General features: G+C 70.5%; 23 protein-coding genes. 9 read left to right on the forward strand and 14 right to left on the reverse strand.

Translation table 11 applies throughout. The features are described from left to right. Nucleotides 1–8: 8 nt before the first annotated feature. The 7 genes from AB0259_RS03280 to xseA are packed head-to-tail and all read right to left on the reverse strand — an operon-like array spanning nucleotide 9 to nucleotide 5881. A complete protein-coding gene (locus AB0259_RS03280) occupies nucleotides 9–665 on the reverse strand; it encodes a response regulator transcription factor (protein WP_251580148.1) in 657 nt (218 codons plus the stop codon). Next, entirely contained in the window at nucleotides 662–1642 is a 981-nt protein-coding gene (locus AB0259_RS03285) for a HAMP domain-containing sensor histidine kinase (RefSeq protein WP_366220650.1), read from the reverse strand. The genes AB0259_RS03280 and AB0259_RS03285 overlap by 4 nt, the downstream gene beginning before the upstream one ends. 10 nt (nucleotides 1643–1652) lie before the next feature. Beyond that, nucleotides 1653–3050, reverse strand: coding sequence for a class II fumarate hydratase (locus AB0259_RS03290; protein WP_251580152.1), 1398 nt, complete (start codon nucleotides 3048–3050; stop codon nucleotides 1653–1655). A gap of 48 nt (nucleotides 3051–3098) precedes the next feature. Further along, nucleotides 3099–3698 carry a carbonic anhydrase gene (locus tag AB0259_RS03295; RefSeq protein ID WP_366221393.1) on the reverse strand — a complete coding sequence of 200 codons (600 nt, stop codon included), beginning with the start codon at nucleotides 3696–3698 and terminating at the stop codon, nucleotides 3099–3101. 32 nt (nucleotides 3699–3730) lie between these two features. Then, entirely contained in the window at nucleotides 3731–4354 is a 624-nt protein-coding gene (locus tag AB0259_RS03300) for a DUF4245 family protein (protein ID WP_251580154.1), read from the reverse strand. Then, nucleotides 4354–4575 carry an exodeoxyribonuclease VII small subunit gene (locus AB0259_RS03305; RefSeq protein ID WP_251580156.1) on the reverse strand — a complete coding sequence of 74 codons (222 nt, stop codon included), beginning with the start codon at nucleotides 4573–4575 and terminating at the stop codon, nucleotides 4354–4356. Before AB0259_RS03305 ends, AB0259_RS03300 begins: the two co-directional genes overlap by 1 nt. A 10-nt stretch (nucleotides 4576–4585) precedes the next feature. Next, the gene (xseA, locus tag AB0259_RS03310) at nucleotides 4586–5881 is read right to left on the reverse strand and encodes an exodeoxyribonuclease VII large subunit (RefSeq protein WP_251580163.1); all 1296 of its coding nucleotides are present in this window, start codon (nucleotides 5879–5881) and stop codon (nucleotides 4586–4588) included. A gap of 85 nt (nucleotides 5882–5966) precedes the next feature. On the opposite strand from xseA, the gene AB0259_RS03315 reads away from it, so the two are divergent. The 3 genes from AB0259_RS03315 (at nucleotide 5967) to AB0259_RS03325 (ending at nucleotide 9322) form a co-directional block, all read left to right on the forward strand. Next, the gene (locus AB0259_RS03315; protein WP_251580427.1) at nucleotides 5967–7001 is read left to right on the forward strand and encodes a 4-hydroxy-3-methylbut-2-enyl diphosphate reductase; all 1035 of its coding nucleotides are present in this window, start codon (nucleotides 5967–5969) and stop codon (nucleotides 6999–7001) included. Further along, nucleotides 6998–7522: a DUF6264 family protein gene (locus tag AB0259_RS03320; RefSeq protein WP_366220649.1), complete on the forward strand. Its 525-nt coding sequence runs from the start codon at nucleotides 6998–7000 to the stop codon at nucleotides 7520–7522. The genes AB0259_RS03315 and AB0259_RS03320 overlap by 4 nt, the downstream gene beginning before the upstream one ends. 63 nt (nucleotides 7523–7585) lie before the next feature. Next, entirely contained in the window at nucleotides 7586–9322 is a 1737-nt protein-coding gene (locus AB0259_RS03325) for a peptidoglycan DD-metalloendopeptidase family protein (protein WP_366220648.1), read from the forward strand. A gap of 62 nt (nucleotides 9323–9384) precedes the next feature. On the opposite strand, the gene fbaA is transcribed toward AB0259_RS03325, so the two are convergent. Next, a complete protein-coding gene (gene fbaA, locus AB0259_RS03330) occupies nucleotides 9385–10416 on the reverse strand; it encodes a class II fructose-bisphosphate aldolase (RefSeq protein WP_366220647.1) in 1032 nt (343 codons plus the stop codon). Nucleotides 10417–10605: 189 nt separating this feature from the next. Between fbaA and glpX the strand changes: the two genes are divergently transcribed. Continuing rightward, a complete protein-coding gene (gene glpX / locus AB0259_RS03335) occupies nucleotides 10606–11595 on the forward strand; it encodes a class II fructose-bisphosphatase (protein ID WP_366220645.1) in 990 nt (329 codons plus the stop codon). 132 nt (nucleotides 11596–11727) lie between these two features. Beyond that, a complete protein-coding gene (locus AB0259_RS03340) occupies nucleotides 11728–12009 on the forward strand; it encodes a hypothetical protein (RefSeq protein ID WP_251580177.1) in 282 nt (93 codons plus the stop codon). A gap of 4 nt (nucleotides 12010–12013) precedes the next feature. On the opposite strand, the gene AB0259_RS03345 is transcribed toward AB0259_RS03340, so the two are convergent. Both AB0259_RS03345 and AB0259_RS03350 read right to left on the reverse strand, forming a co-directional pair. Next, complete coding sequence (locus tag AB0259_RS03345; RefSeq protein ID WP_366220643.1) at nucleotides 12014–13276, reverse strand: DNA recombination protein RmuC; 1263 nt, start codon at nucleotides 13274–13276, stop codon at nucleotides 12014–12016. Between the two features lie 59 nt (nucleotides 13277–13335). Further along, complete coding sequence (locus tag AB0259_RS03350) at nucleotides 13336–13926, reverse strand: 3'-5' exonuclease (protein ID WP_366220641.1); 591 nt, start codon at nucleotides 13924–13926, stop codon at nucleotides 13336–13338. A 107-nt stretch (nucleotides 13927–14033) separates the two neighbouring features. Between AB0259_RS03350 and ychF the strand changes: the two genes are divergently transcribed. Both ychF and AB0259_RS03360 read left to right on the forward strand, forming a co-directional pair. After that, nucleotides 14034–15107 (forward strand): redox-regulated ATPase YchF, encoded by a 1074-nt coding sequence (gene ychF, locus AB0259_RS03355; RefSeq protein WP_366220639.1) that lies wholly within the window; start codon nucleotides 14034–14036, stop codon nucleotides 15105–15107. An 11-nt stretch (nucleotides 15108–15118) separates the two neighbouring features. Then, nucleotides 15119–15892 carry an alpha/beta fold hydrolase gene (locus tag AB0259_RS03360; RefSeq protein ID WP_366220637.1) on the forward strand — a complete coding sequence of 258 codons (774 nt, stop codon included), beginning with the start codon at nucleotides 15119–15121 and terminating at the stop codon, nucleotides 15890–15892. On the opposite strand, the gene AB0259_RS03365 is transcribed toward AB0259_RS03360, so the two are convergent. Then, a complete protein-coding gene (locus AB0259_RS03365; protein ID WP_366220635.1) occupies nucleotides 15893–16834 on the reverse strand; it encodes a helix-turn-helix transcriptional regulator in 942 nt (313 codons plus the stop codon). It abuts the gene before it with no gap. Between the two features lie 30 nt (nucleotides 16835–16864). Continuing rightward, the gene (locus AB0259_RS03370) at nucleotides 16865–17203 is read right to left on the reverse strand and encodes an ATP-dependent DNA ligase (RefSeq protein WP_251580197.1); all 339 of its coding nucleotides are present in this window, start codon (nucleotides 17201–17203) and stop codon (nucleotides 16865–16867) included. A 126-nt stretch (nucleotides 17204–17329) separates the two neighbouring features. Between AB0259_RS03370 and AB0259_RS03375 the strand changes: the two genes are divergently transcribed. Further along, nucleotides 17330–18250, forward strand: a complete 921-nt coding sequence (locus AB0259_RS03375; protein ID WP_366220633.1) for a helix-turn-helix domain-containing protein — start codon at nucleotides 17330–17332, stop codon at nucleotides 18248–18250. Between the two features lie 9 nt (nucleotides 18251–18259). On the opposite strand, the gene AB0259_RS03380 is transcribed toward AB0259_RS03375, so the two are convergent. Continuing rightward, a complete protein-coding gene (locus AB0259_RS03380) occupies nucleotides 18260–18430 on the reverse strand; it encodes a hypothetical protein (protein WP_366220632.1) in 171 nt (56 codons plus the stop codon). Between the two features lie 139 nt (nucleotides 18431–18569). Between AB0259_RS03380 and AB0259_RS03385 the strand changes: the two genes are divergently transcribed. Beyond that, nucleotides 18570–19118, forward strand: a complete 549-nt coding sequence (locus AB0259_RS03385; protein ID WP_366220630.1) for a copper resistance CopC family protein — start codon at nucleotides 18570–18572, stop codon at nucleotides 19116–19118. A gap of 52 nt (nucleotides 19119–19170) precedes the next feature. On the opposite strand, the gene AB0259_RS03390 is transcribed toward AB0259_RS03385, so the two are convergent. Further along, a complete protein-coding gene (locus AB0259_RS03390; protein WP_251580205.1) occupies nucleotides 19171–19731 on the reverse strand; it encodes a type 1 glutamine amidotransferase domain-containing protein in 561 nt (186 codons plus the stop codon). Between the last annotated feature and the right edge of the window lie 13 nt (nucleotides 19732–19744).

Genomic DNA, 19744 nt, shown 5'->3' on the forward strand with positions numbered 1-19744 from the left:
TCAGGGACTCACTCCCAGCGGTAGCCCTCGCCACGGACCGTCACGATGCGGTCGGAGCCGAGCTTCGCGCGGAGGTAGCGCACATAGACGTCGACGACATTGGAACCCGGGTCGAAGTCGAGACCCCAGACCCGGCTGAGCAGCGCCTCGCGGGTGAGCACGTCGCCGGAGTGGCGGAGGAACTGCTCGGCGAGGGCGAACTCCCGCGAGGAGAGCTCCACGTCGCGGCCGTCGACGGTGGCGCGGCGAGCCAGGATGTCGAGCGTGACTCCGCCGCGGGTGAGCGAGGTCGGTGCGCTCGCGGCGCTGTCACGCAGGCGCGAGCGCACGCGCGCCATCAGCTCGGCGACCGCGAACGGTTTGGGGACGTAATCGCTCGCTCCGGCATCCAGCCCTTCGATCGTGTCGCTCGTCCCGCTGCGTGCGGTCAGCATGATGACAGGGGTCGTGTGGCCGGCCCCCCGCAGTTCGCGGAGCACGTCGAAGCCGTCCATCGTCGGCAGGCCGACGTCGAGCACGATGAGGTCGATGTCACCCGCGAGCGCGATCTCGAGGGCGTCCGGGCCGTCGTCGGCGCCGACGGCCTCGTAGCCCTCGGCGTGCACCGCGCGCGAGACGAGCGAGACGATGTGCGGTTCGTCGTCGACGATGAGGATGCGGGTCATTCAGTGGCCTCTCGCTGCAGGAGGACGTCGCCGGCACGGATCGGGGACGGCAGCGCCCCCCGGGTGCCGATCGGGATCTCCAGGGTGAACGTAGCACCGCCGCCGGGGGTGTCCGCGACGGCGCAGTGGCCGCCGTGGGCCTTCGCGATGGCGTCGACGATCGCGAGTCCCAGGCCGGACCCGCCGATGCGGCGCTTGCCCGCGCCGCGGTCGAAGCGGCGGAAGATGCGGTGCCGCACCGCCGGGGGGATGCCGGGGCCGTGATCACGGACCCAGAGCTGCGCACCGCCGGCGTGGACCGCGCTGCCGATCTCGATCGCCGTTCCGGTCGGCGTGTACTTGGTCGCGTTGTCCGCGAGTTGCAGCCATGCCTGCAGCAGGCGGTCGCCATCCGCGCGGATGACGCCGTCGGCGCTCTGCTCCACCCGCCACGTGTGGTCGCCGATGACGCCGACCATCTCGAAGACGCGCTGCGTGAGGGCGGCGAGATCGACGTCGCCGCGGGAGAGCTGCCCGCCCTCGACCGCGGCCAGCACATCGATGTCGCCGATGAGGCGCGTCATGCGGTCCAGCTCGGCGATCCCGAGGGAGCGGATCGACTCGACGTCGTCGGGGTCGGCGGCATCCATCATCTCGAGGTGACCGCGGACGATCGTGATGGGGGTCTTCAACTCGTGGCGCACGTCGTCGAGAAGGCGGCGCTGCGTCTCGAACGCTCCCTCGACGGTGTCGCCGGCCGGCAGCGAGGCGACGCTGCGGCGCTCGAGGATCGCCCACCCCACGACACCGACGCCGGCGAGCGCGGGGACGGCGGCCGCGGCCCAGACGAGCGCGGTCCAGCCGGCCGTCTCGGGCGCGGTCAGCACGGCGACGGCGAACGCCGCCGCACCCACGCCGACGAGGCCCGCCGCAGCGACCGCGAGAAGGATCCCGAGGCCCGGCGTGCCCCGTCGCGGTGGTGCGGCGGCGCTATTCACGCTCCGATTATCAACCCGGGTGGGTCATCGAGAGGAGGTCGAGCTTCTCGTCGAGCTGCTGCTCGGTGAGTTCGCCCCGCTCGACGTACCCGAGGTCGATCACGGCGTCGCGCACCGTGATCCCCTTGGCGACCGAGTGCTTGGCGATCTTGGCGGCCGCCTCGTACCCGATGAGCTTGTTCAGAGGGGTGACGATCGAGGGCGACATGCCGGCGTAGGCGGCCGCACGCTCCTCGTCGGCTTCGAGGCCGGCGACGGTCTTGTCGGCAAGGACCCGCATCGCGTTGGACAGCAGCCGGATCGACTCGAGGAGTGCCGTGCCCATGACGGGGATCGCGACGTTGAGCTCGAAGGAACCGGATGCCCCGGCCCACGCGACCGTCGCGTCGTTGCCGATCACCCGCGCGGCGACCATGAGAGTCGCCTCCGGGACGACCGGGTTGACCTTGCCGGGCATGATCGACGACCCCGGCTGCAGGTCGGGGATGTGCAGTTCGCCGAGACCCGTGTTCGGCCCCGAGCCCATCCACCGGATGTCGTTGTTGATCTTCGTGAGCGATACCGCGATCGTGCGCAGCGCACCCGACGTCTCGACGAGGCCGTCGCGGTTCGCCTGCGCCTCGAAGTGGTCCTTCGCCTCGGTGATGGGCAGCTCGGTCTCGGCCGCAAGGAGCGCGATGACCTTCTGCGGGAACCCGAGGGGGGTGTTGATGCCGGTGCCGACGGCCGTCCCGCCGAGGGGCACCTCGCCGACGCGGGGGAGCACCGACTGCACGCGCTCGATGCCCAGACGCATCTGACGCGCGTAACCGCCGAACTCCTGGCCGAGGGTCACCGGGGTGGCGTCCATGAGGTGGGTGCGGCCGCTCTTGACGACGCTCTTCCAGGTATCGGCCTTCTCCTCCAGCGCCACCGCGAGGTGGTCGAGCGCCGGGATGAGGTCGTCGATCAGCGCCTGCGTGACGGCGATGTGGACGGAGGTGGGGAACACGTCGTTCGAGGACTGCGATGCGTTCACGTGGTCGTTGGGATGCACCGGCGACCCCAGCCTGCGGGTCGCGAGGGTCGCGAGGACCTCGTTCATGTTCATGTTCGAGGACGTGCCCGAGCCGGTCTGATAGGTGTCGACGGGGAAGTGCTCGTCGTACGCCCCGGTCACGACCTCGTCGGCGGCCCAGGCGATCGCGTCCGCGATCGCGCCGTCGAGCGTCCCGAGCTCCTTGTTGGCGAGGGCGGCTGCCTTCTTGATGCGCGCCAGCGCCGCGATCTGGGTCGACTCGAGGCCGGAGCCCGAGATCGGGAAGTTCTCGACGGCGCGCTGGGTCTGTGCGGCGTAGAGGGCGTCCTTCGGTACGCGCACCTCGCCCATCGTGTCGTGCTCGATGCGGTACTCGGTCGGCTCAGTCATGGTCGTTCACGTCCTCGTTTCAGGTGACTGTCGTGGGGGAAGGGGTGCTCAGGCGACGTCGCCGACGACCACGTCGGGGACGGCCGTGCCGTCGGCGAGGCGGTAGTTCGCGCCGACGATCGCGACGCGACCCTCGGCGACCGCCTCGCTGATGAGCTCGGACGCGCGGAGGATGCCCGCGACGGTGTCGCGGAGATGCTCGCGACCGACTTCCTCGGCATCCACCGTCTCGGCGGTCGTCCCGTCCTTCGCCTTCAGGACGCGACGTACGGCCGGGACGATCGGTGCGACCTGGCGCCAGATGTTCGCGGGGAGAGCGGGCGCGTCGACACCGGTCGAGTCGATGGCCGCGCGGACGGCACCGCATTCGTCATGGCCGAGCACGACGATGAGCGGGACGTTGAGCACCGCGACGGCGTACTCGAGGCTGCCGACGACCGAGTCGGAGACGACCTGGCCGGCATTGCGGATCACGAACAGGTCGCCGAGACCCTCGTCGAAGATGATCTCCGCGGCCAGTCGCGAGTCCGAGCACCCGAAGAGGGCGGCACTCGGGCGCTGCGCGTGCGCGAGCTCGTGACGGCGTTCCGCGTCCTGGCGAGGATGCCGCGGCTCACCGGCGACGAATCTCCGGTTCCCTTCCAACATCGCCGTCCAGACGTCTGCGGGGGTCGTCGTGCTCAACGGAGCTCCTCTCTCAGGGTGCGGATCTGGTCGCCCAGGCTCTCGGCGACGGTCTCGGCGGCGCCGCGGTCGGTCGATGCGGCCAGGCCGATGACGACGGTGTCGGTGCCTGCCGTGGTGGCCAGGGCGTAGTCGATGGTGTCGACCGCGCTGGGGAGGTCGTAGACGTCCCACTCGATGCCGTCGATCGTCGTCGTCGCAGTGGGGGCGTAGCCGCCGAGCTGCCGGGCGACCCAGCCCTCGGGGGGAGCGAAGGCCTGCGTCACCTCGACGTACCCGGTGGCGGGGGCGTACACGATGCGCCATTCGCCGCCCTCGACCTCCGCCGAGTTCACTCGCCAGGCGTCCGGGGCGCCGGGCACGACCACACCGTGGCCCGCCGTGCGCTCGGCTGCGGCGGCGGCCGCCGGGACGTCGGCCTCCGGGGTCTCGGCAGGGGTCCCGCGGGGGACACCCAGGTAGACCACGGCCATGATCCCGACGCAGACGATGAGGGCCGCGATCAGGTTCCGGAAGGTCTTGCTGGACCGGTAGCGCTCGGATGCCGCGGCCTTGCGTGCGGCGGTCTCCTCCGGGGTCTCGGGCCTGCCGAGCTCCGCGACGATGCGGGGCCGGGCCATCAGGAGGCGGTCCCGCCGTCGGGGCGCGCCTCGTCGAGGCGCCGCTTGGCGCCGAGCAGCCATTCCTCGCACCGGGCCGCGAGCGCCTCGCCGCGGGTCCACAGGGCGAGGGACTCCTCGAGGGTCGGCGAGCCCTGCTCGAGCTGGGCGACCACGTGCACGAGTTCGTCGCGGGCCTGCTCGAAGGAGAGGGTCGACACATCCCCCGCGTCGGTCGTCATGGCTCCCATCCTAGATCGCGGCCGGCGGGCCGTCCGCCGCGGACTCCGCCACCTCGCCGGTCGAGCGCGCGGCGAACGAGCCGCGTCCGACCGTGACGACGACGTCCGTGCCGCGGGGTGCCTGCTCGGCGTCGCGGACGATCGCGCCCCCGGGGAGATGGGCGATCGCGTAGCCGCGGTCGAGGGTCGCGCCGGGGGAGAGGGCGCGCAGCGACGCGCGCAGCTCTGCCGTCGTGCGGGCCGCGGCATCCCATCGTCGTCTCATGACGTCACGAGCACGGGAGGACAGCGCGACGACCTCCTGGACGCGGCCGGTCAGCATCGACTCGGGGTCGCGCAGCACCGGACGCGAGCGCAGCTGGGCCAGCGCAGCGATGTCATGCGAGACGCGTTGCGTGAGCCGCGAGCGGGCGCGGCTGCGCAGCTGCTGCACCAGGGCGCGCTGCTCGGACACGTCGGGGACGACCCGCTTGGCGGCATCCGTCGGCGTCGAGGCCCGCAGATCGGCCACCTCGTCGAGGAGCGGGTGGTCGTTCTCGTGACCGATCGCCGAGACGATCGGAGTGGATGCCGCGGCCACCGCCCGCACGAGGCGCTCATCGCTGAACCCCAGCAGCGACTGCGGGTCGCCGCCGCCGCGGGCGATGATGATCACGTCGACCTCGGGATCCGCGTCGAGGGTCCGCAGAGCGGCGAGCGTCTCCGGGACGCAGCGGTCGCCCTGAACGGCCGCGTAGACGGTGCGGAAGGCGACGTGGGGCCAGCGGAGCTCGGCGTTGCGGTGGACGTCCTTCTCGGCGTCGCTGCGCTCACCCGTGATGAGCCCGATCACGTGGGGGAGGAAGGGAAGGGGCTTCTTGCGGGCCGGGTCGAACAGGCCCTCGGCACGCAGCGCAGTGCGCAGCCGCTCCAGGCGCTCGAGCTGGTCGCCGAGGCCTGTATGACGCATCGCCGAGACCGTGAAGCTGAAATCGCCCGTCTTGGTGAAGTAGTCCGCTTTCACGCACGCGATCACCCGGTCGCCGACCTTGAGGTCGTCCGGGGTGCGCTGCAGGGTGGACGACCACATCCGGAAGGAGAGCATTCCGTCACCGCCGGCATCCTTCAAGCGCCCGAACACGTGACCGCCGCGGAGGTTCCACGCCGTGATCTCGCCCTCGACCCAGACAGAGCCCCACTTCTGCACGAAGTCGCGGATCGTCTCGTTCAGGCGGGAGACCGACGTCGGCGCGTCGGGCGAAGAGTCCCGCGGGTGCACCGCGTCCGGGGGAGCTGCGGCGCCCGGCTCGGTCTGGAAAGTCGTCACGGACACCCATCTTGCTGCACACGTCCCCCACACAGTCGGGGGTTCGTACAATCGAGGGGTGACTTCTCCCGCCGTTTCGCTGCCGATGCCCCGTATCCCGGGAGCCCGCGGGCGGCTCGTCGACCTCCCCGTCCAGGGCTCCAAGCGTGTCCTGCTCGCTGCGCCCCGCGGCTACTGCGCCGGCGTCGACCGTGCCGTCATCGCCGTCGAGAAGGCGCTGGAGCGCTACGGCGCTCCGGTGTACGTGCGCAAGCAGATCGTGCACAACATCCACGTCGTCACGGAGCTCGAGTCCCAGGGCGCCATCTTCGTCGATGAGGTCGACGAGGTTCCCGAGGGCGCCCACGTCGTCTTCAGTGCGCACGGCGTCTCTCCGGCGGTGGTCAACGCCGCCGCCGACCGCGGACTGCAGGCCATCGACGCCACATGCCCGCTCGTCACCAAGGTGCACCGCGAGGCCGTGCGTTTCGCCCGCGACGATTTCGAGATCCTCCTCATCGGGCACGACGGTCACGAGGAGGTCGAGGGGACGGCCGGTGAGGCCCCCGATCACGTCACCGTCGTCAACTCGCCCGACGAGGCGGACACGGTCGTCGTGAAGGATCCCGACAAGGTCGTCTGGCTCTCGCAGACGACGCTCTCCGTCGACGAGACGATGGACACCGTGCGCCGCCTGCGTGAGCGATTCCCGAACCTGCAGGACCCGCCCTCGGACGACATCTGCTACGCGACGCAGAACCGTCAGGTCGCGATCAAGAAGGTCGCGAAGGATGCCGACCTCGTCATCGTGGTGGGATCCGCCAACTCCTCCAACAGCGTCCGACTCGTCGAGGTCGCCCTCGAGTACGGCGCGAAGGCGGCGTACCGCGTCGACTACGCCCACGAGATCAAGCAGGAGTGGCTCGACGGCGTCGAGACGGTCGGCGTCACCTCCGGTGCGTCGGTGCCCGAGGTGCTCGTGTCGGAAGTGCTCGAAGACCTGGCCGGTGCGGGTTACCGCGACGTCGCCGAGGTCAAGACGGCTGAGGAGGACCTCATGTTCTCGCTCCCGAAGGAACTGCGCCAGGACCTGTCCGGTCGCCGGGACGACCGTGCTCTCGGGGGACGGAACCGCTCGTGAGCGACGACCCCCGGCCGCGACCGCAGTACGGGGAGTACGCGACGCCCGAGCAGCAGCGCGCGGCGATCCATCACCCGGAGCCGTCACCCGCGGCATCCGTCGATCCGCCTCACCCGCCCACCGCTCCCGCGACGACCGTGGCGGCCCGGCCCACCCGGATGGCCGACCGCATCATCACGGTCGCCCTGCTGGCCTACGGGTTGGTCACCGTCGTCGGCGCGATCCCGCAGCTGGTGGACTTCCGCTCCTTCGCCGACACGTGGATGGAGGTCGCCGGCGTGGACGGCGAGTTCACGAACACGGCGCAGGGCGCACTGTGGGGCGGCATCGGCGCGGCCGTCTTCGCCGTCGGCTGGCTGGTCACCGCCGCCTGGGCATGGCGGTCGCTGGCGCGCGGACGGGTCAGCTGGTGGATCCCGCTCGTGGGGGCGATCGCGACCTTCGTGATCGTGAGCGTCTGCCTCGTGATCCCGATCTTCGGAGATCCCGGGCTTGTCCGCGGCCTCGCCATCGGCTCATAGCACCTGGTACTTTTACGGCTGCTGCGGGTGTTCCCTCGCGTGCATCATCTCGGGAGGGGAATCGTGACCGGCACACTCCGGAGGATCGCCTCCGCCACCGTCGCTCTGACGGCCATCGTCGGCCTGCTGCTCGCGGGGGGCCCCGCCACGGCCGCCACCTCACCGACACCGTCGGCCACCACGGCAAATCCTGCGACCGCGCCTGCGCTGACCGCAGGGACCGTGCGTGTCACCGGGACCGCGGCCGTGGGCGCGAAGCTCACCGCCTCCGTCGCCGGTTTCGGCCCCGCTCCCGTGTCGGTCGCCTACCAGTGGCTGCGCGGGGGGACGGCCCTCGCCGGTGCCACGGCGGCGTCGTACACGCCGGTCGCCGCCGACGGCGGTGCGACCCTCTCGGTCCGCGTCACGGTCACCAAGACGGGATATGCGCCGCTCGTGCGCACGAGTGCGGGTGTCGTCGTCGGGCGAGTCATGTCCCCGCCGCCCTCCGTCACGATCACGGGCACGGGTACGGTCGGGGCGACTCTCACGGCGGTCCCGGGCACGTGGGTCCCTGCGGGGGTCAGCCTGACGTATCAGTGGTTGCGCGGCGGAGCCCCGATCACCGGAGCGACGGCGCGGACGTACCGCCTGGTCGCGGCCGACGCCGGGACCAGCGTCTCGGTGAGGATCGCGGGCACGAAAGCCGGATACACGACCGCCGTCCGCACCTCCTCCGGCGTCGGCGTGCTCGCCACCTTCACGGCGACGCCCACACCGACCATCAGCGGGACGGCAGCGGCAGGCAAGGTCCTGACGGTGAACCCAGGAGCGTGGCGGCCGACCCCGGACCAGGTGCGTGTCCAGTGGCGGGTGGACGGGACAGCTGTCGACGGCGCGACCGGGACGAGCTGGGAGGTGCCGACCTGGGCGGCGGGACGATCGATCAGCGTCGCGGTGACCGGCGTCAAGAAGAGTTACCGGAGCGTGGCGACGACGTCAGCGGGCAAGAGCGTCGCCTGGTCGCTCGGATCGGTGATGACTCCCGGCACGACCCTGCGCCCCGGGGTGCAGCTGGCCTCACCCGACGGCCGGTACACGTTCGGGCTGCGTGGTGACGGCAACGTCGCGCTCACGCGCGACTACACGCTCCTCCGCACCGCTCGGACGACCGGAACGCTCGACGCCAGCCTGCTCTTCTCCGGCGATGGCGAGCTCCTCCTGCTCGATGAGCGCGGCGTCTCGGTGTGGTCGTCGCAGACGGCCGGACTCGAGGTGCGAGCCGCGACGCTCGGCAATGACGGCATCCTGCGGCTGCTGGACGCTGAAGGTGACAGTATGTGGACGAGCGCTGCGATGTCGGCTGATCCCGGTGCCACCGCCGCGGGGCCGTCGGTGCCGGGGCGGTACGGATGGGCGTACCCGTTGCGGCCGAATGGCAGATTCACGACGTACTCGGGCCACAGCGGTGACGACATCGCCGCCCCGACCGGGACTCCCGTCTATGCGATGCGCGGCGGGACCGTCTCGGTCCGAGAGGTGTGGATCAGGACCGGGTGCCCGTCGTGGGCTCCCAACAACACCAAGCAGAAAGAGGTCGTCGTGACCTCGACGGTGGACGGGATGCGACTGGAGCAGGTGTACGCCCACCTCAGCGCGTTCTCGGTGAAGACCGGACAGGTCGTCGCGGCGGGCCAGCGCGTCGGCTCGGTCGGCTCCACGGGGTGCTCCACCGGGCCCCACCTCCACACCGCATTCGCGGTCGACGGAGTCCGGTACGCCCTCTACCCGCGCGATGTCCTCGGCACCGCGTCCTACTGACTCCTCACACGACGAAGCCCCGGTCCGCGCGGACCGGGGCTTCGTCGTATGGAGCCGTAGGCTCAGACGCCGAGCGACTTGCCGGCGGAACCGAGCTGCTGCGTCGCGGCGACGACGCGCTCGGCCATCGCGGATTCGGCGATCTTGCCCCAGGCGCGCGGGTCGTACTGCTTCTTGTTGCCGACCTCGCCGTCGAGCTTCAGCACACCCTCGTAGTTCGAGAGCATGTAGCCGGCCACCGAACGGGTGAAGGCGTACTGGGTGTCGGTGTCGATGTTCATCTTGACCACGCCGTTGCTGACCGCGAGCGCGATCTCCTCGTCCGACGAGCCGCTGCCGCCGTGGAACACGAGGTCCAGGGGCTTCGGGCCGGTGCCGAAGCGAGCCGCGATGCCCTCCTGGATCTCGCCGAGGAGCTCGGGACGCAGCTTCACGCCGCCCGGCTTGTACACACCGTGGACGTTGCCGAAGGTCAGGGCGGAGATGTAACGACCGTTCTCGCCGAGACCCAGCGCCTCGACGGCCTTGGTGACGTCGGCCACCGTCGTGTACAGCGCGTCGTTCGACCCCTCGTGCGCGACGCCGTCCTCCTCGCCGCCGACTACGCCGACCTCGATCTCGAGGATGGCGCTGATGTTCTTCATCCGGGGGAGGAGCTCCTGGGCGATCTCGATGTTCTCGTCGAGGGGCACGGCGGAACCGTCCCACATGTGCGACTGGAAGATCGGGTTGCGGCCGGCCTTGACCTCGGCCTCGGACGCTTCGATGAGGGGGAGGACGAAGCCGGGAAGCGCGTCCTTCGGGCAGTGGTCGGTGTGGAGCGCGACCGTGATCGGGTAGTTCTTCGCGACCTCGGTGACGTATTTCGCGAAGGCGAGGGCGCCGGTGGCGCGGCCCTTGACGGTGTGGCCCGCGAAGTAGTCCGCGCCGCCTGTGGTGACCTGGAGGATGCCGTCGGATCCGGCCTCGGTCAGGCCCTGGAGGACCGCGTTGATGGTCTGCGAGCTCGACACGTTGATCGCGGGGTAGGCGAATCCGCCTGCCTTCGCGCGATCCAGCATGTCGGCGTACTGGTCAGGGGTGGCGACGGGCATGTGAGCTCCTCGGGAAGGGGTGTGGATTCAGCCCAACTCTATCGAAGCCGCCGCGTCGGCCTTGCGGGTCCACGGGCTCGAGCTCGACGCGCGAACAGACTCTTCACGCACGGAAAGATTCGGCATTCCTTCGGGCTGGGTGCCGCGGAATCCGCGGACGCCCGCATCGAGCGGATCTAGGCTGAGCCCATGGTGAGTCTGACTGCCGACATGAGTCCGCTGCATCCCGATCGCAACCTCGCTCTGGAACTCGTCCGTGCGACGGAAGCGGCGGCGATCCGTTCCGTCCCCTTCATCGGGCGCGGCAAGAAGGAACTCGCCGACGGGGCGGCCGTCGACGCGATGCGGGCGTTCCTCACCACGGTCAACTTCGACGGCGTGATCGTGATCGGCGAGGGCGAGAAGGACAACGCCCCCATGCTCTTCAACGGCGAGCGCGTGGGAACCGGACGCGGACCTCAGTGCGACATCGCCGTCGATCCGATCGACGGCACGACCCTCACCGCCGAAGGCCGCAACAACGCGCTCTCCGTCATCGCCGTCGCGGACCGAGGCGCCATGCTCGACGCCTCATCGGTCTTCTACATGGACAAGATCGTGACCGGCCCGGCGGGTGTCGGTGTCGTCGACATCCGGTTGCCGATCGCAGAGAACATCCGCCGCCTGGCGAAGGCGCTCGACAAGCCCGTCGACGAACTCGTCGTCTCCGTCCTCAACCGACCGCGTCACGCGAAGCTCATCGAGGAGATCCGCGAAGCGGGCGCCGGGACCCGCCTGATGAGCGACGGCGACGTCGCCGGCGGCATCAACGCCGCCCGCCACAACGCCCGCACCGACATGTGCGTGGGTGTCGGCGGCAGCCCCGAGGGCATCGTCACCGCGTGTGCGATCAAGGCGCTCGGTGGTCACATCCAGGGCCGGCTGTGGCCCCGCGACGACGACGAGAAGCAGCGGGGGATCGACGCGGGGCTCTCCCTCGACGACCACGTCTACGAGGCGGACGATCTGGTGCGGGGCAACAACACGCTCTTCGTCGCGACAGGTGTCACCAATGGCGAACTCGTCGCCGGTGTGCGTCGCGTCGGGGATTTCGTCTACACCGAGAGCGTCGTCCTGCGCGGTGCATCGGGGACCCTTCGGCGGATCTCCTCGGAGCACCTGACCTCCAAGTGGCTCTGACCGGATCTCACGCAGCGGGCCTTAGCGGACACGCGCGCTGAGCGTCAACCCAGGATGCGGGCCGGCCCCTCTGGCACAATGGTCGGTGGTGTCAGCTGTCCCCGGCACTCGCCACCGCCCCCAGGAGTCCACATGTCGACCGCATCCAGTGACCCGCGCACCGGCCAGCTCTCGCTCACGGGTCACCTCCCCGTCACGCCGACGGGCCAGATCCCGATCGTGGGTCAGGCGAACGGTGGTGTGCGCCCCGTGACGGCGCCCGTCGCCGTGGTCGATGACCCGGCCCGGCGTCCGGACGTCCTGTTGCGGCGTCGGATGCCCCCTGGGCACGAGGTGAACGCGTGGTGGCTGATCGGCGCCTTCCTCGCGGTGTCGGTGGGTGTCGTGGGCCTCATGACGTTCTTCCCGTCCTGACGCGTCACTGTTCCGCGAGGCGCCCTCGCAGGTCACCCAGGTCGGCGGGAAGCCGGGCCTCTTCGAGGAGCTCGGGAGCCGTCAGGCGGCGGGTCGTCGCATCGATCGTCACCGGTGAGGGGAGCGCCTCGAGCTGCGTGTCGTCGATCCCGGGGAACCGCCTCGCGCTGACCAGCACGCGGGTCTCGAGAGACCCGGCGAAGCGGTTGTAGCTGTCGACGGTGCGTTCGATCGCGCGTCGCAAGTCGTCGGCGTGGCCCGCGAGCGATCCGAGCCGGTGGTACAGCTCGTTGCCGAGGTCGAAGAGCCGACGGGCCTCGGTCGACACGTCCTGCTGCGTCCACGTATAGGCGACGGTCTTGAGAACGGCCCACAGATTGACAGGGGAGGCCAGGGCGACGCGTCGGCCGAACGCGTACTCGAGGAGGGCCGGATCCTCCGCCAGCGCCGCTGCGAGCAGCGACTCGCTGGGGATGAAGCAGACCACGAACTCGGGGCTCGACGGCATCCCGGCCCAGTAGCGCTTCTTCGCCAGGGCGTCGATGTGACCGCGCACGGCGGCGACGTGCCGGGCGAGGAGCCTCCCTCGGCGGGCGGCCTCCTCGCCGACGGCGGTGACGGGGATGGCGCTCGCCTCGAGATAGGCGTCGAACGGCACCTTCGCATCGATCGCGAGCGCCTTGTCGCCCGGGAGCCGGACGATCATGTCGGGGCGGCCCGCCCCGGCATCGGTGGAGATCGAGGTCTGCGTGTCGAAGTCGACGTACCGCGTGAGTCCCGCCGACTCGACGATCCGGCGCAGCTGCGTCTCGCCCCACACGCCGCGCGCGCCGTTCGAACGCAGGGCGCCCGCCAGCGACTCGGTCGTCGCCCGCAGCGCCTCGTCGGATTCCTGCGCGCGCCGCAGCTGCTCGGCGAGCGACCCGTACTGCTCCTGCCGATCGCGCTCGAGGTGATCGACCTTCTGCTGCATGGTCGCGAGGGTCTCCTGCACGGGGGCGAGGGCGCGCAGCACGGTCTGCTCGCGACGTTCCCGTTCGTCGCGCGCCGCCTGCTCGGCGTGGATGCGCGCGGTGACGTCGCGGTGGAGGGCGCGCTGCTGGTCGAGCTGAGTCTGCAGGGCGTCTCGCGCCGCCTCCGCCGCGGATGCCTGGGCGTGCAGCGCACCGCGTCGTCCGACTTCGCGGGCCGAGACGACCGCACCCGCCGCGAGGGCGCCGACGGCGAGACAGATCACGGCGAGAAGGACGGAGAAGACGGCATCCATGTGTGTCATGGTGCCCGAGGGCTCCGACATCGGGCCCGCGCCGCGCGGACCGTGTCGCCTCAGGCGGCTGTGGCGGGGGCGGGTGCCGGGATCTGCGGGATGCGGACCCCGAGCAGCATCGCGAGCTCGACGAGGTCGCCCGCGCCGGCGCGCGCGGCAGCGTCGATGACGATCTGCGCGCACGCGAGCGCGTCCGCGGTCGCGTCGTGATGGGCGAAATCGAGGTGCCCTGCCGCTGCCGCGACGAACGGGAGCCGGTACGACGGCAGATCGTAGGTCTTGCGCGCGACGTGCAGGCTGCAGAGGTAGCGGGCCTCGGGAGCGAGGTGCCCCGTCACCTCGCACGCGCTGCGCAGGACACGCATGTCGAAGCCGGCGTTGTGTGCGACGAGGATGTCCTCGCCGACGAAGTCGAGCAGGCGGGGCAGCTGTTCGGACCAGGTCGCCGCCGTCGCGACGTCGCTCTCACGGATGCCGTGGATGCCGACGTTGATCTCGAAGAAGCGGTCGTGCCCCTCCGGGGGGCGGATCAGCCACCCCTCCGACGCGACCACCCTGCCGCCACGGACGCGGGCGAGTCCCACGGCGCACGCGGAGGCGTTGGAAGGATTCGCCGTCTCGAAGTCGATCGCGGTGAAGTCCAGGGGCATGCCTTCACCCTCGCCGCCGGTGGGGCGGGCGGGGCGGAGGCGCGCCGCCGGTCGCGCGGACCCGTTCCGGCGCGCAGCCGCACGACCGCCGCGTAGAGTGGATGCCCGTGGCTCTCACCATCGGAATCGTCGGACTGCCCAACGTCGGCAAGTCCACCCTCTTCAACGCCCTCACCAAGAACGACGTGCTCGCGGCGAACTATCCGTTCGCGACGATCGAGCCGAACGTCGGCGTGGTGAACCTGCCGGACCCGCGCCTCGACGCCCTCGCGGAGATCTTCTCGTCGGAGCGCATCCTGCCCGCCACCGTGTCGTTCGTCGACATCGCCGGCATCGTCCGCGGCGCCAGCGAGGGCGAGGGCCTCGGCAACAAGTTCCTCGCGAACATCCGCGAGGCCGATGCGATCGCGCAGGTCGTCCGCGGGTTCGCCGACGACGACGTCGTCCACGTCGACGGTGCGGTCGACCCGAAGAGCGACATGGAGACCATCAACGCGGAGCTCCAGCTCGCCGACCTCGAGACCCTCGAGAAGGCGATCGTGCGCTACGAGAAGGAGGTGCGCGGCAAGAAGCTCGACCCCTCGGTGCTCGAGACGGCCAAGGCCGCGCAGGAGGCGCTGCAGCGCGGCGAGCTCCTCTCGGCATCCGGAATCGACCTCTCGCCGATCCGCGAACTCGGGCTCCTCAGCGCCAAGCCGTTCATCTTCGTCTTCAACGTCGATGAGGCCGTCCTGACGGACCCCGCCCGCAAGGCGGAGCTCGCGGCACTCGTCGCGCCCGCGCAGGCCGTCTTCCTCGACGCGAAGATCGAGTCCGAGCTCGCCGAACTCGACCCGGAGGATGCCGCGGAGCTGCTCGCCTCGACGGGACAGGACGAGTCCGGTCTCGACCAGCTCGCCCGCGTCGGCTTCGATACCCTCGGTCTGCAGACCTACCTCACCGCCGGTCCCAAGGAGGCCCGGGCCTGGACGATCGGCAAGGGCTGGAAGGCGCCGCAGGCCGCGGGCGTGATCCACACCGATTTCGAGAAGGGCTTCATCAAGGCCGAGGTGATCTCGTTCGAGGATCTCGTGGCGACCGGCTCGGTGCAGGAGGCGCGCGCCAAGGGCAAGGCGCGTCTCGAGGGCAAGGACTACGTCATGCAGGACGGCGACGTCGTCGAGTTCCGCTTCAACAACTGAAGGACCCTTCCATGACACAGATCCAGCGCCAGGTGTTCGACGCCGAGGCTCGTGCCATCCCGTTCATCGACGAGGGTGACGGCCCCGTCCTCATCCTCCTCCCCGCGCAGGGCCTCGACGTCGCCTACCTCGGCGGACTCGCGAGCATCCTCGAGGAGGAGGGATTCCGCATCGTGCGGATCGGATCGCGGCGTCCGGGCCCGGCTCCCGTCTCGATGCATGAGCTCGCCCAGGACGTCGTGGACGTGCTCGACCACCTCGGCATCGGTGCGTCGTGGATCGGCGGTCATGCCTTCGGCGGCGCCGTGGCGCGCACCGTGGCCCTGGATCACCCCGGCCGGGTCAGCGGCGTGCTGCTGCTCGGTGTCGAGGCGACGCGGGCGCTGCACGACGATGCGGCCCGAGCCCTCCAGACGGTGTTCGCCACGCCCGTCGACGCTCCCGACGACGGCGCTGTGCGCACTCTCGTGGGCCCGGGTGTGGACCTCGCCCTCGCGTGGGATGTGTTCGCGCGCTCGCGCGACCTGGTGGTCGAGGACCTGCAGAGCGCGGCCCTCGCATCGACGCCCGCAGCCGAGTGGGCGACGTTGGCGGCGTCGCTGCCGATTCTGATCATCCAGGGCGCCGAGGACGCGATCACTCCTCCGGCCAACGGCGACGACCTCCAGGCGACTGCGGCGGACCGCACGAGTGTCGTCCGTCTTCCCGGCGCCGGACACCTCTTCCCGATGACGCACCCCGGGGAGACGGCCTTCCAGATCGAGGATTACCTCGGCTGGGACTGATCAGCGACCGCGCCTGAGCGTCTCGCTCGGCTGCTCGCCGAACTGCTCGCGGTAGTGCTTCGCGAAGCGTGGCAGGTGCGCGAAGCCCCACCGTCGCGCGATCTCGGCGACGGTCGCCCCCGACGGCCCCGCCTCGGCGAGCTCCGCATGCACGGCGCTCAGACGTGTCGTCCTCACGTACGCGGCCGGTGTGGTGTCGAGCACACGGGCGAACGCCGACTGCAGTCCACGGACGCTCAGCCGCGCCGCGCGAGCGATGTCGCCGACGCTGAGCGGCTCACCCAGGCGTTCCTCGATGAACACCGTCGCCCGGCGGACGGCATCCGACCCGGCTCGCGCGTCCGTCCGCTCCGCGTCGGACCGGATGTCGAAGGCGTGCACCGTCGCCGCGAAGACGGCGTCGACCGCGGCTTGGCGGATGAGGGGATTGTGCAGCAGCTCGCTGTCGCCGAGCACCCGCGTCACGTGGTCGATCGTCAGGTCCCAGTGACGTTGCAGGTCGGGGGAGAGGGCACTCGTCGCGCCGAAGTGCAGGATGGATTCGTCGAACCCGGTGAAGGCGCCGACGGCCGACAGGTCGAGGCTGACGAGGTCGGCCGTGAGGTTCTCCGACCACGATTCCGCTGTGCCCGGCCGGAGAAGGAACGGACGACTCGCGTCCACTTCCTCTCCATTGGTGACGGCCCGGAGGACGCCGTTCCGCCGGCGCGCGATGCCGATCGCGCCGGAGACGCCCGACTCGAAATGCAGCCCGGGCGAGATCGTGAAGGACGTCAGGAGCAGGCGATCATCGCCCACGGTGCGCTGCCGGAGTCGGAACGGCGTGCCGGTCTCGTGGATCACGACGTCGGATGCCAGCTGCGCGAGAGCGGCCCGGGCGCCTGCGGCGTCGGTCGCGATGACCGTCTGATCCCGGACGCCCTCGCGGAGGTCAGCGCCCATGCGGCATCCGTCCGCCCGAGGGGCGGAACATCAGCCGATCCGCTCCGACGAGCCGACACCGGCGGCCGCGCCGCCCTGCGGCTCCGGCACGAGATACAGTCCTGACGGCGAGTTGGCGACGTAGCTCAGCGCGTCGAGCCAGGCCGGGTTGAGAGTCGGCTGTCGGCTCCCGAAGTACTGGAAGTTGAGGTCGGCGCCGGCGTGCAGCCAGACCACCTGGCGGCCGTCTCCCAGACTCTGATCGTTGCGCCACATGAAGGTGAACGACTCGCCGCGGCGCAGCTTGGTCGTGATGACCACCTGCAGGTGGGCGAGCACCCGATCCTCGAAATCCACACGGATGCGGTCGTTGTAAATGAACTTTCCCACGGGACTCCTTCTGCGGCGGTCTATCCATTATGCGCATTAGTATCCATTTCCCGCACATTCATCGATCCGCTCCGCGTCGTCGTGCGCCACGTAAAATGGCAGGCGGGCACCGGTGTGAGGAGACCCATGACCGTGATCGAGGAGCACTTCCGATCCGCAGATCTCGGCGAGGCCGAGGAGTACATCCGACGCAGCTACGGCAATGTCCAGCTCGACGCCGACGACCTCGTGTTCGAGGAGTCCAGCACGGGCGATGAGCGGTTCGGGCTGCGTCGCCTGAATGTCGAAGGCGGCTACAGCGCCTCGTGCGACCTCGAAGCCGTCATCGTCGTGCAGAGCGACGATGGATACGAGTGGGAGGTCGGGGGTGTCCGCGGCACCGCGCAGTCGCCGGTGCTCTTCCAGCCGGGAACGCTCGACTGCCGGCTCCAGGACGCCCGCGTGCGAGTCGTCGCGCTGCCGGTCGACGTCCTGACCGATGTGGCCCGGACGGTCTACAACGACGACACCCTGACGCTGTCGTTCGACGGTGCGTCGGCGCTATCACCGGCTCTGTCCATGGCATGGCGGTCGACCACGGCGATGGCGTTCGACGCAGAGCCGTTGTTCGGCAACGACCTCGTGCGGGCATCGGTCTTCCGCTCGCTCGCGGTCTCCACCTTGGAGACCTTCGCCACGGTCGATGGGACGCGCTCACGCCGAGAGACGGTGGAGCAGCAGCAGACCGCCTATCGTCGGGCGGTCGCCTTCCTGGAGGATCACGCTTCCCTGCCCATCACCATCGACGATGCCGCAGCAGCGGCCGGTGTCGGCGCTGCCGCGTTGGCCCGCGCGTTCCGGACGCATTCCCTCGCGGGGCGCACACCCGAAGAGCACCTGAGCGCGGTCCGACTCGATGCCGCGCACGCCGACCTCGTCCGTGCTCCGCTGGGCGGCTCGGTGACGGTCGCCGAGATCGCGGCACGATGGGGGTTCGCCGAAGCTGCCTTCGTCCGCCTCCACCGGCGGGCCTACGGCGTCACTCCTGGCGAGCTGCTCGGGGTCTGAGCCGCCTCCTCAGTCCTCGTCGGCTTCGGGCTGGCCGGGTCCGGGTCCGGGTCGCGCGACGGCCCCGTCCGCGATGTCGATGCGGGTGACACCGTCATGCTCGCTCACCCGCACGTCGTACTCGGCGCTGGGCGCGCCACGGTCCTCGGGCCGTTCCACTCCCTCAGGCTGCTCCGTCATGGTCGGTCCTTTCGTCGCGTCGTCCGGGGGAACCTTAACGCTCCCCGGTCCGGCGGAAGGCTCACCTTGCGTCGACGTCGACCCACCGCTAGACGGCGGCTCCGACCTCGTACACAGCGGATCGCGGCAGACTCGAGGGATGCGTGTCCTCTCGTCCGTCCCCGCTGCGCTCCGCGCCGTTCTCGCCGGCGTCCTTCTGGCGCTGGCCGCCGTCCTCACCGTCGCCAACCCGGCCGCGGCGCACGATGAGCTCGTGGGCAGTTCACCGGCCGTGGGCGCCGACCTCGCCGAGGCGCCGGCGGAGATCACCCTCACCTATTCGGCGGCCATCATGACCGAGGGCGCGACGGTCGCTGTGTTCGACGCTTCGGGGCGCGACTGGGCAGAGGGCGCGCCGGCCATCGACACGAACACGCTCACCCTTCCTGTCGCCGACCTGCCGGCAGCCGGATACGTCGTCGAGTGGCGTGTCGTCTCCAGCGACGGTCATCCCATCAGCGGGACCATCCCGTTCACGGTCGGCGGCGGCGCCCCCATCACCTCCGACGACGTCGCCGGCGCGGCCATGCCCGAGGACGAGGGAGCCGTGGTCCCGGTCGTCGTCGGAGCCGTGATCGCGGTCGCCGTCATCGGGATCACGCTGTGGATCGTGCTCTCGCGTCGCCGGTCGGGCGCAGCGGAGCGCTGAGACGACGGATGCCGCGCGCCCGCGTGTGTGCGGGTGCGCGGCATCCGGTCGGTCAGACGGTCTGGGCGGCGTGACGTCCCTCCGCGATCTCCTCGACGAGCTTCGCATCGAAGGCGGGCAGGTCGTCGGGCGTGCGGCTCGAGACGAGGCCGGCGTCGACCACGACCTCCTCGTCCTGCCAGGTCGCGCCCGCATTGACGAGGTCGGTCCGCAGACTGGGGTAGCTCGTGAGCGTGCGGCCGCCGAGGACGTCGGCTTCGACGAGGAGCCACGCCGCATGGCAGATCGCGCCCACCGGCTTGTGCTGCGCGAAGAAGTCGCGCGCGAAGCGGACGGCTGCCTCGTCGAGGCGCAGGTCGTCGGCGTTCACGACTCCGCCGGGGAGCACGAGGGCGTCGAACTCCGCCGCCTCCGCGTCGGCCGTCGTCATGTCGACGGGCTGTTCGTGGCCGTTCTTGCCGGTGATGGTTCCGGACTCGGGCGAGATGAGGACCGCGGTCGCACCGGCATCCGTCACCGCCTGCCACGGCGAGGTCAGCTCGCTGTCTTCGAATCCGTCGGTCGCGACGAACGCGACACGCTTACCGCTGAGGGTTCCGTTCGAGGTGCTCATGCCCGGCACGCTA

Source organism: Microbacterium sp. NPDC080005, from assembly GCF_040702445.1.
GTDB lineage: Bacteria > Actinomycetota > Actinomycetes > Actinomycetales > Microbacteriaceae > Microbacterium > Microbacterium oleivorans_D.

What these genes read in the sequence shown, in the direction of transcription:
- AB0259_RS03345 (WP_366220643.1), bottom strand. Translation starts at nt 13,276, where the DNA reads ATGGATGCCGTCTTCTCCGTCCTTCTCGCCGTGATCTGTCTCGCCGTC.
- AB0259_RS03290 (WP_251580152.1), bottom strand. Translation starts at nt 3,050, where the DNA reads ATGACTGAGCCGACCGAGTACCGCATCGAGCACGACACGATGGGCGAG.
- AB0259_RS03390 (WP_251580205.1), bottom strand. Translation starts at nt 19,731, where the DNA reads ATGAGCACCTCGAACGGAACCCTCAGCGGTAAGCGTGTCGCGTTCGTC.
- AB0259_RS03375 (WP_366220633.1), top strand. Translation starts at nt 17,330, where the DNA reads ATGACCGTGATCGAGGAGCACTTCCGATCCGCAGATCTCGGCGAGGCC.
- AB0259_RS03350 (WP_366220641.1), bottom strand. Translation starts at nt 13,926, where the DNA reads ATGCCCCTGGACTTCACCGCGATCGACTTCGAGACGGCGAATCCTTCC.
- AB0259_RS03280 (WP_251580148.1), bottom strand. Translation starts at nt 665, where the DNA reads ATGACCCGCATCCTCATCGTCGACGACGAACCGCACATCGTCTCGCTC.
- glpX (WP_366220645.1), top strand. Translation starts at nt 10,606, where the DNA reads ATGGTGAGTCTGACTGCCGACATGAGTCCGCTGCATCCCGATCGCAAC.
- AB0259_RS03315 (WP_251580427.1), top strand. Translation starts at nt 5,967, where the DNA reads ATGCCCCGTATCCCGGGAGCCCGCGGGCGGCTCGTCGACCTCCCCGTC.
- AB0259_RS03380 (WP_366220632.1), bottom strand. Translation starts at nt 18,430, where the DNA reads ATGACGGAGCAGCCTGAGGGAGTGGAACGGCCCGAGGACCGTGGCGCG.
- AB0259_RS03305 (WP_251580156.1), bottom strand. Translation starts at nt 4,575, where the DNA reads ATGACGACCGACGCGGGGGATGTGTCGACCCTCTCCTTCGAGCAGGCC.
- AB0259_RS03300 (WP_251580154.1), bottom strand. Translation starts at nt 4,354, where the DNA reads ATGGCCCGGCCCCGCATCGTCGCGGAGCTCGGCAGGCCCGAGACCCCG.
- fbaA (WP_366220647.1), bottom strand. Translation starts at nt 10,416, where the DNA reads ATGCCCGTCGCCACCCCTGACCAGTACGCCGACATGCTGGATCGCGCG.
- AB0259_RS03340 (WP_251580177.1), top strand. Translation starts at nt 11,728, where the DNA reads ATGTCGACCGCATCCAGTGACCCGCGCACCGGCCAGCTCTCGCTCACG.
- AB0259_RS03385 (WP_366220630.1), top strand. Translation starts at nt 18,570, where the DNA reads ATGCGTGTCCTCTCGTCCGTCCCCGCTGCGCTCCGCGCCGTTCTCGCC.
- AB0259_RS03295 (WP_366221393.1), bottom strand. Translation starts at nt 3,698, where the DNA reads ATGTTGGAAGGGAACCGGAGATTCGTCGCCGGTGAGCCGCGGCATCCT.
- AB0259_RS03365 (WP_366220635.1), bottom strand. Translation starts at nt 16,834, where the DNA reads ATGGGCGCTGACCTCCGCGAGGGCGTCCGGGATCAGACGGTCATCGCG.
- AB0259_RS03360 (WP_366220637.1), top strand. Translation starts at nt 15,119, where the DNA reads ATGACACAGATCCAGCGCCAGGTGTTCGACGCCGAGGCTCGTGCCATC.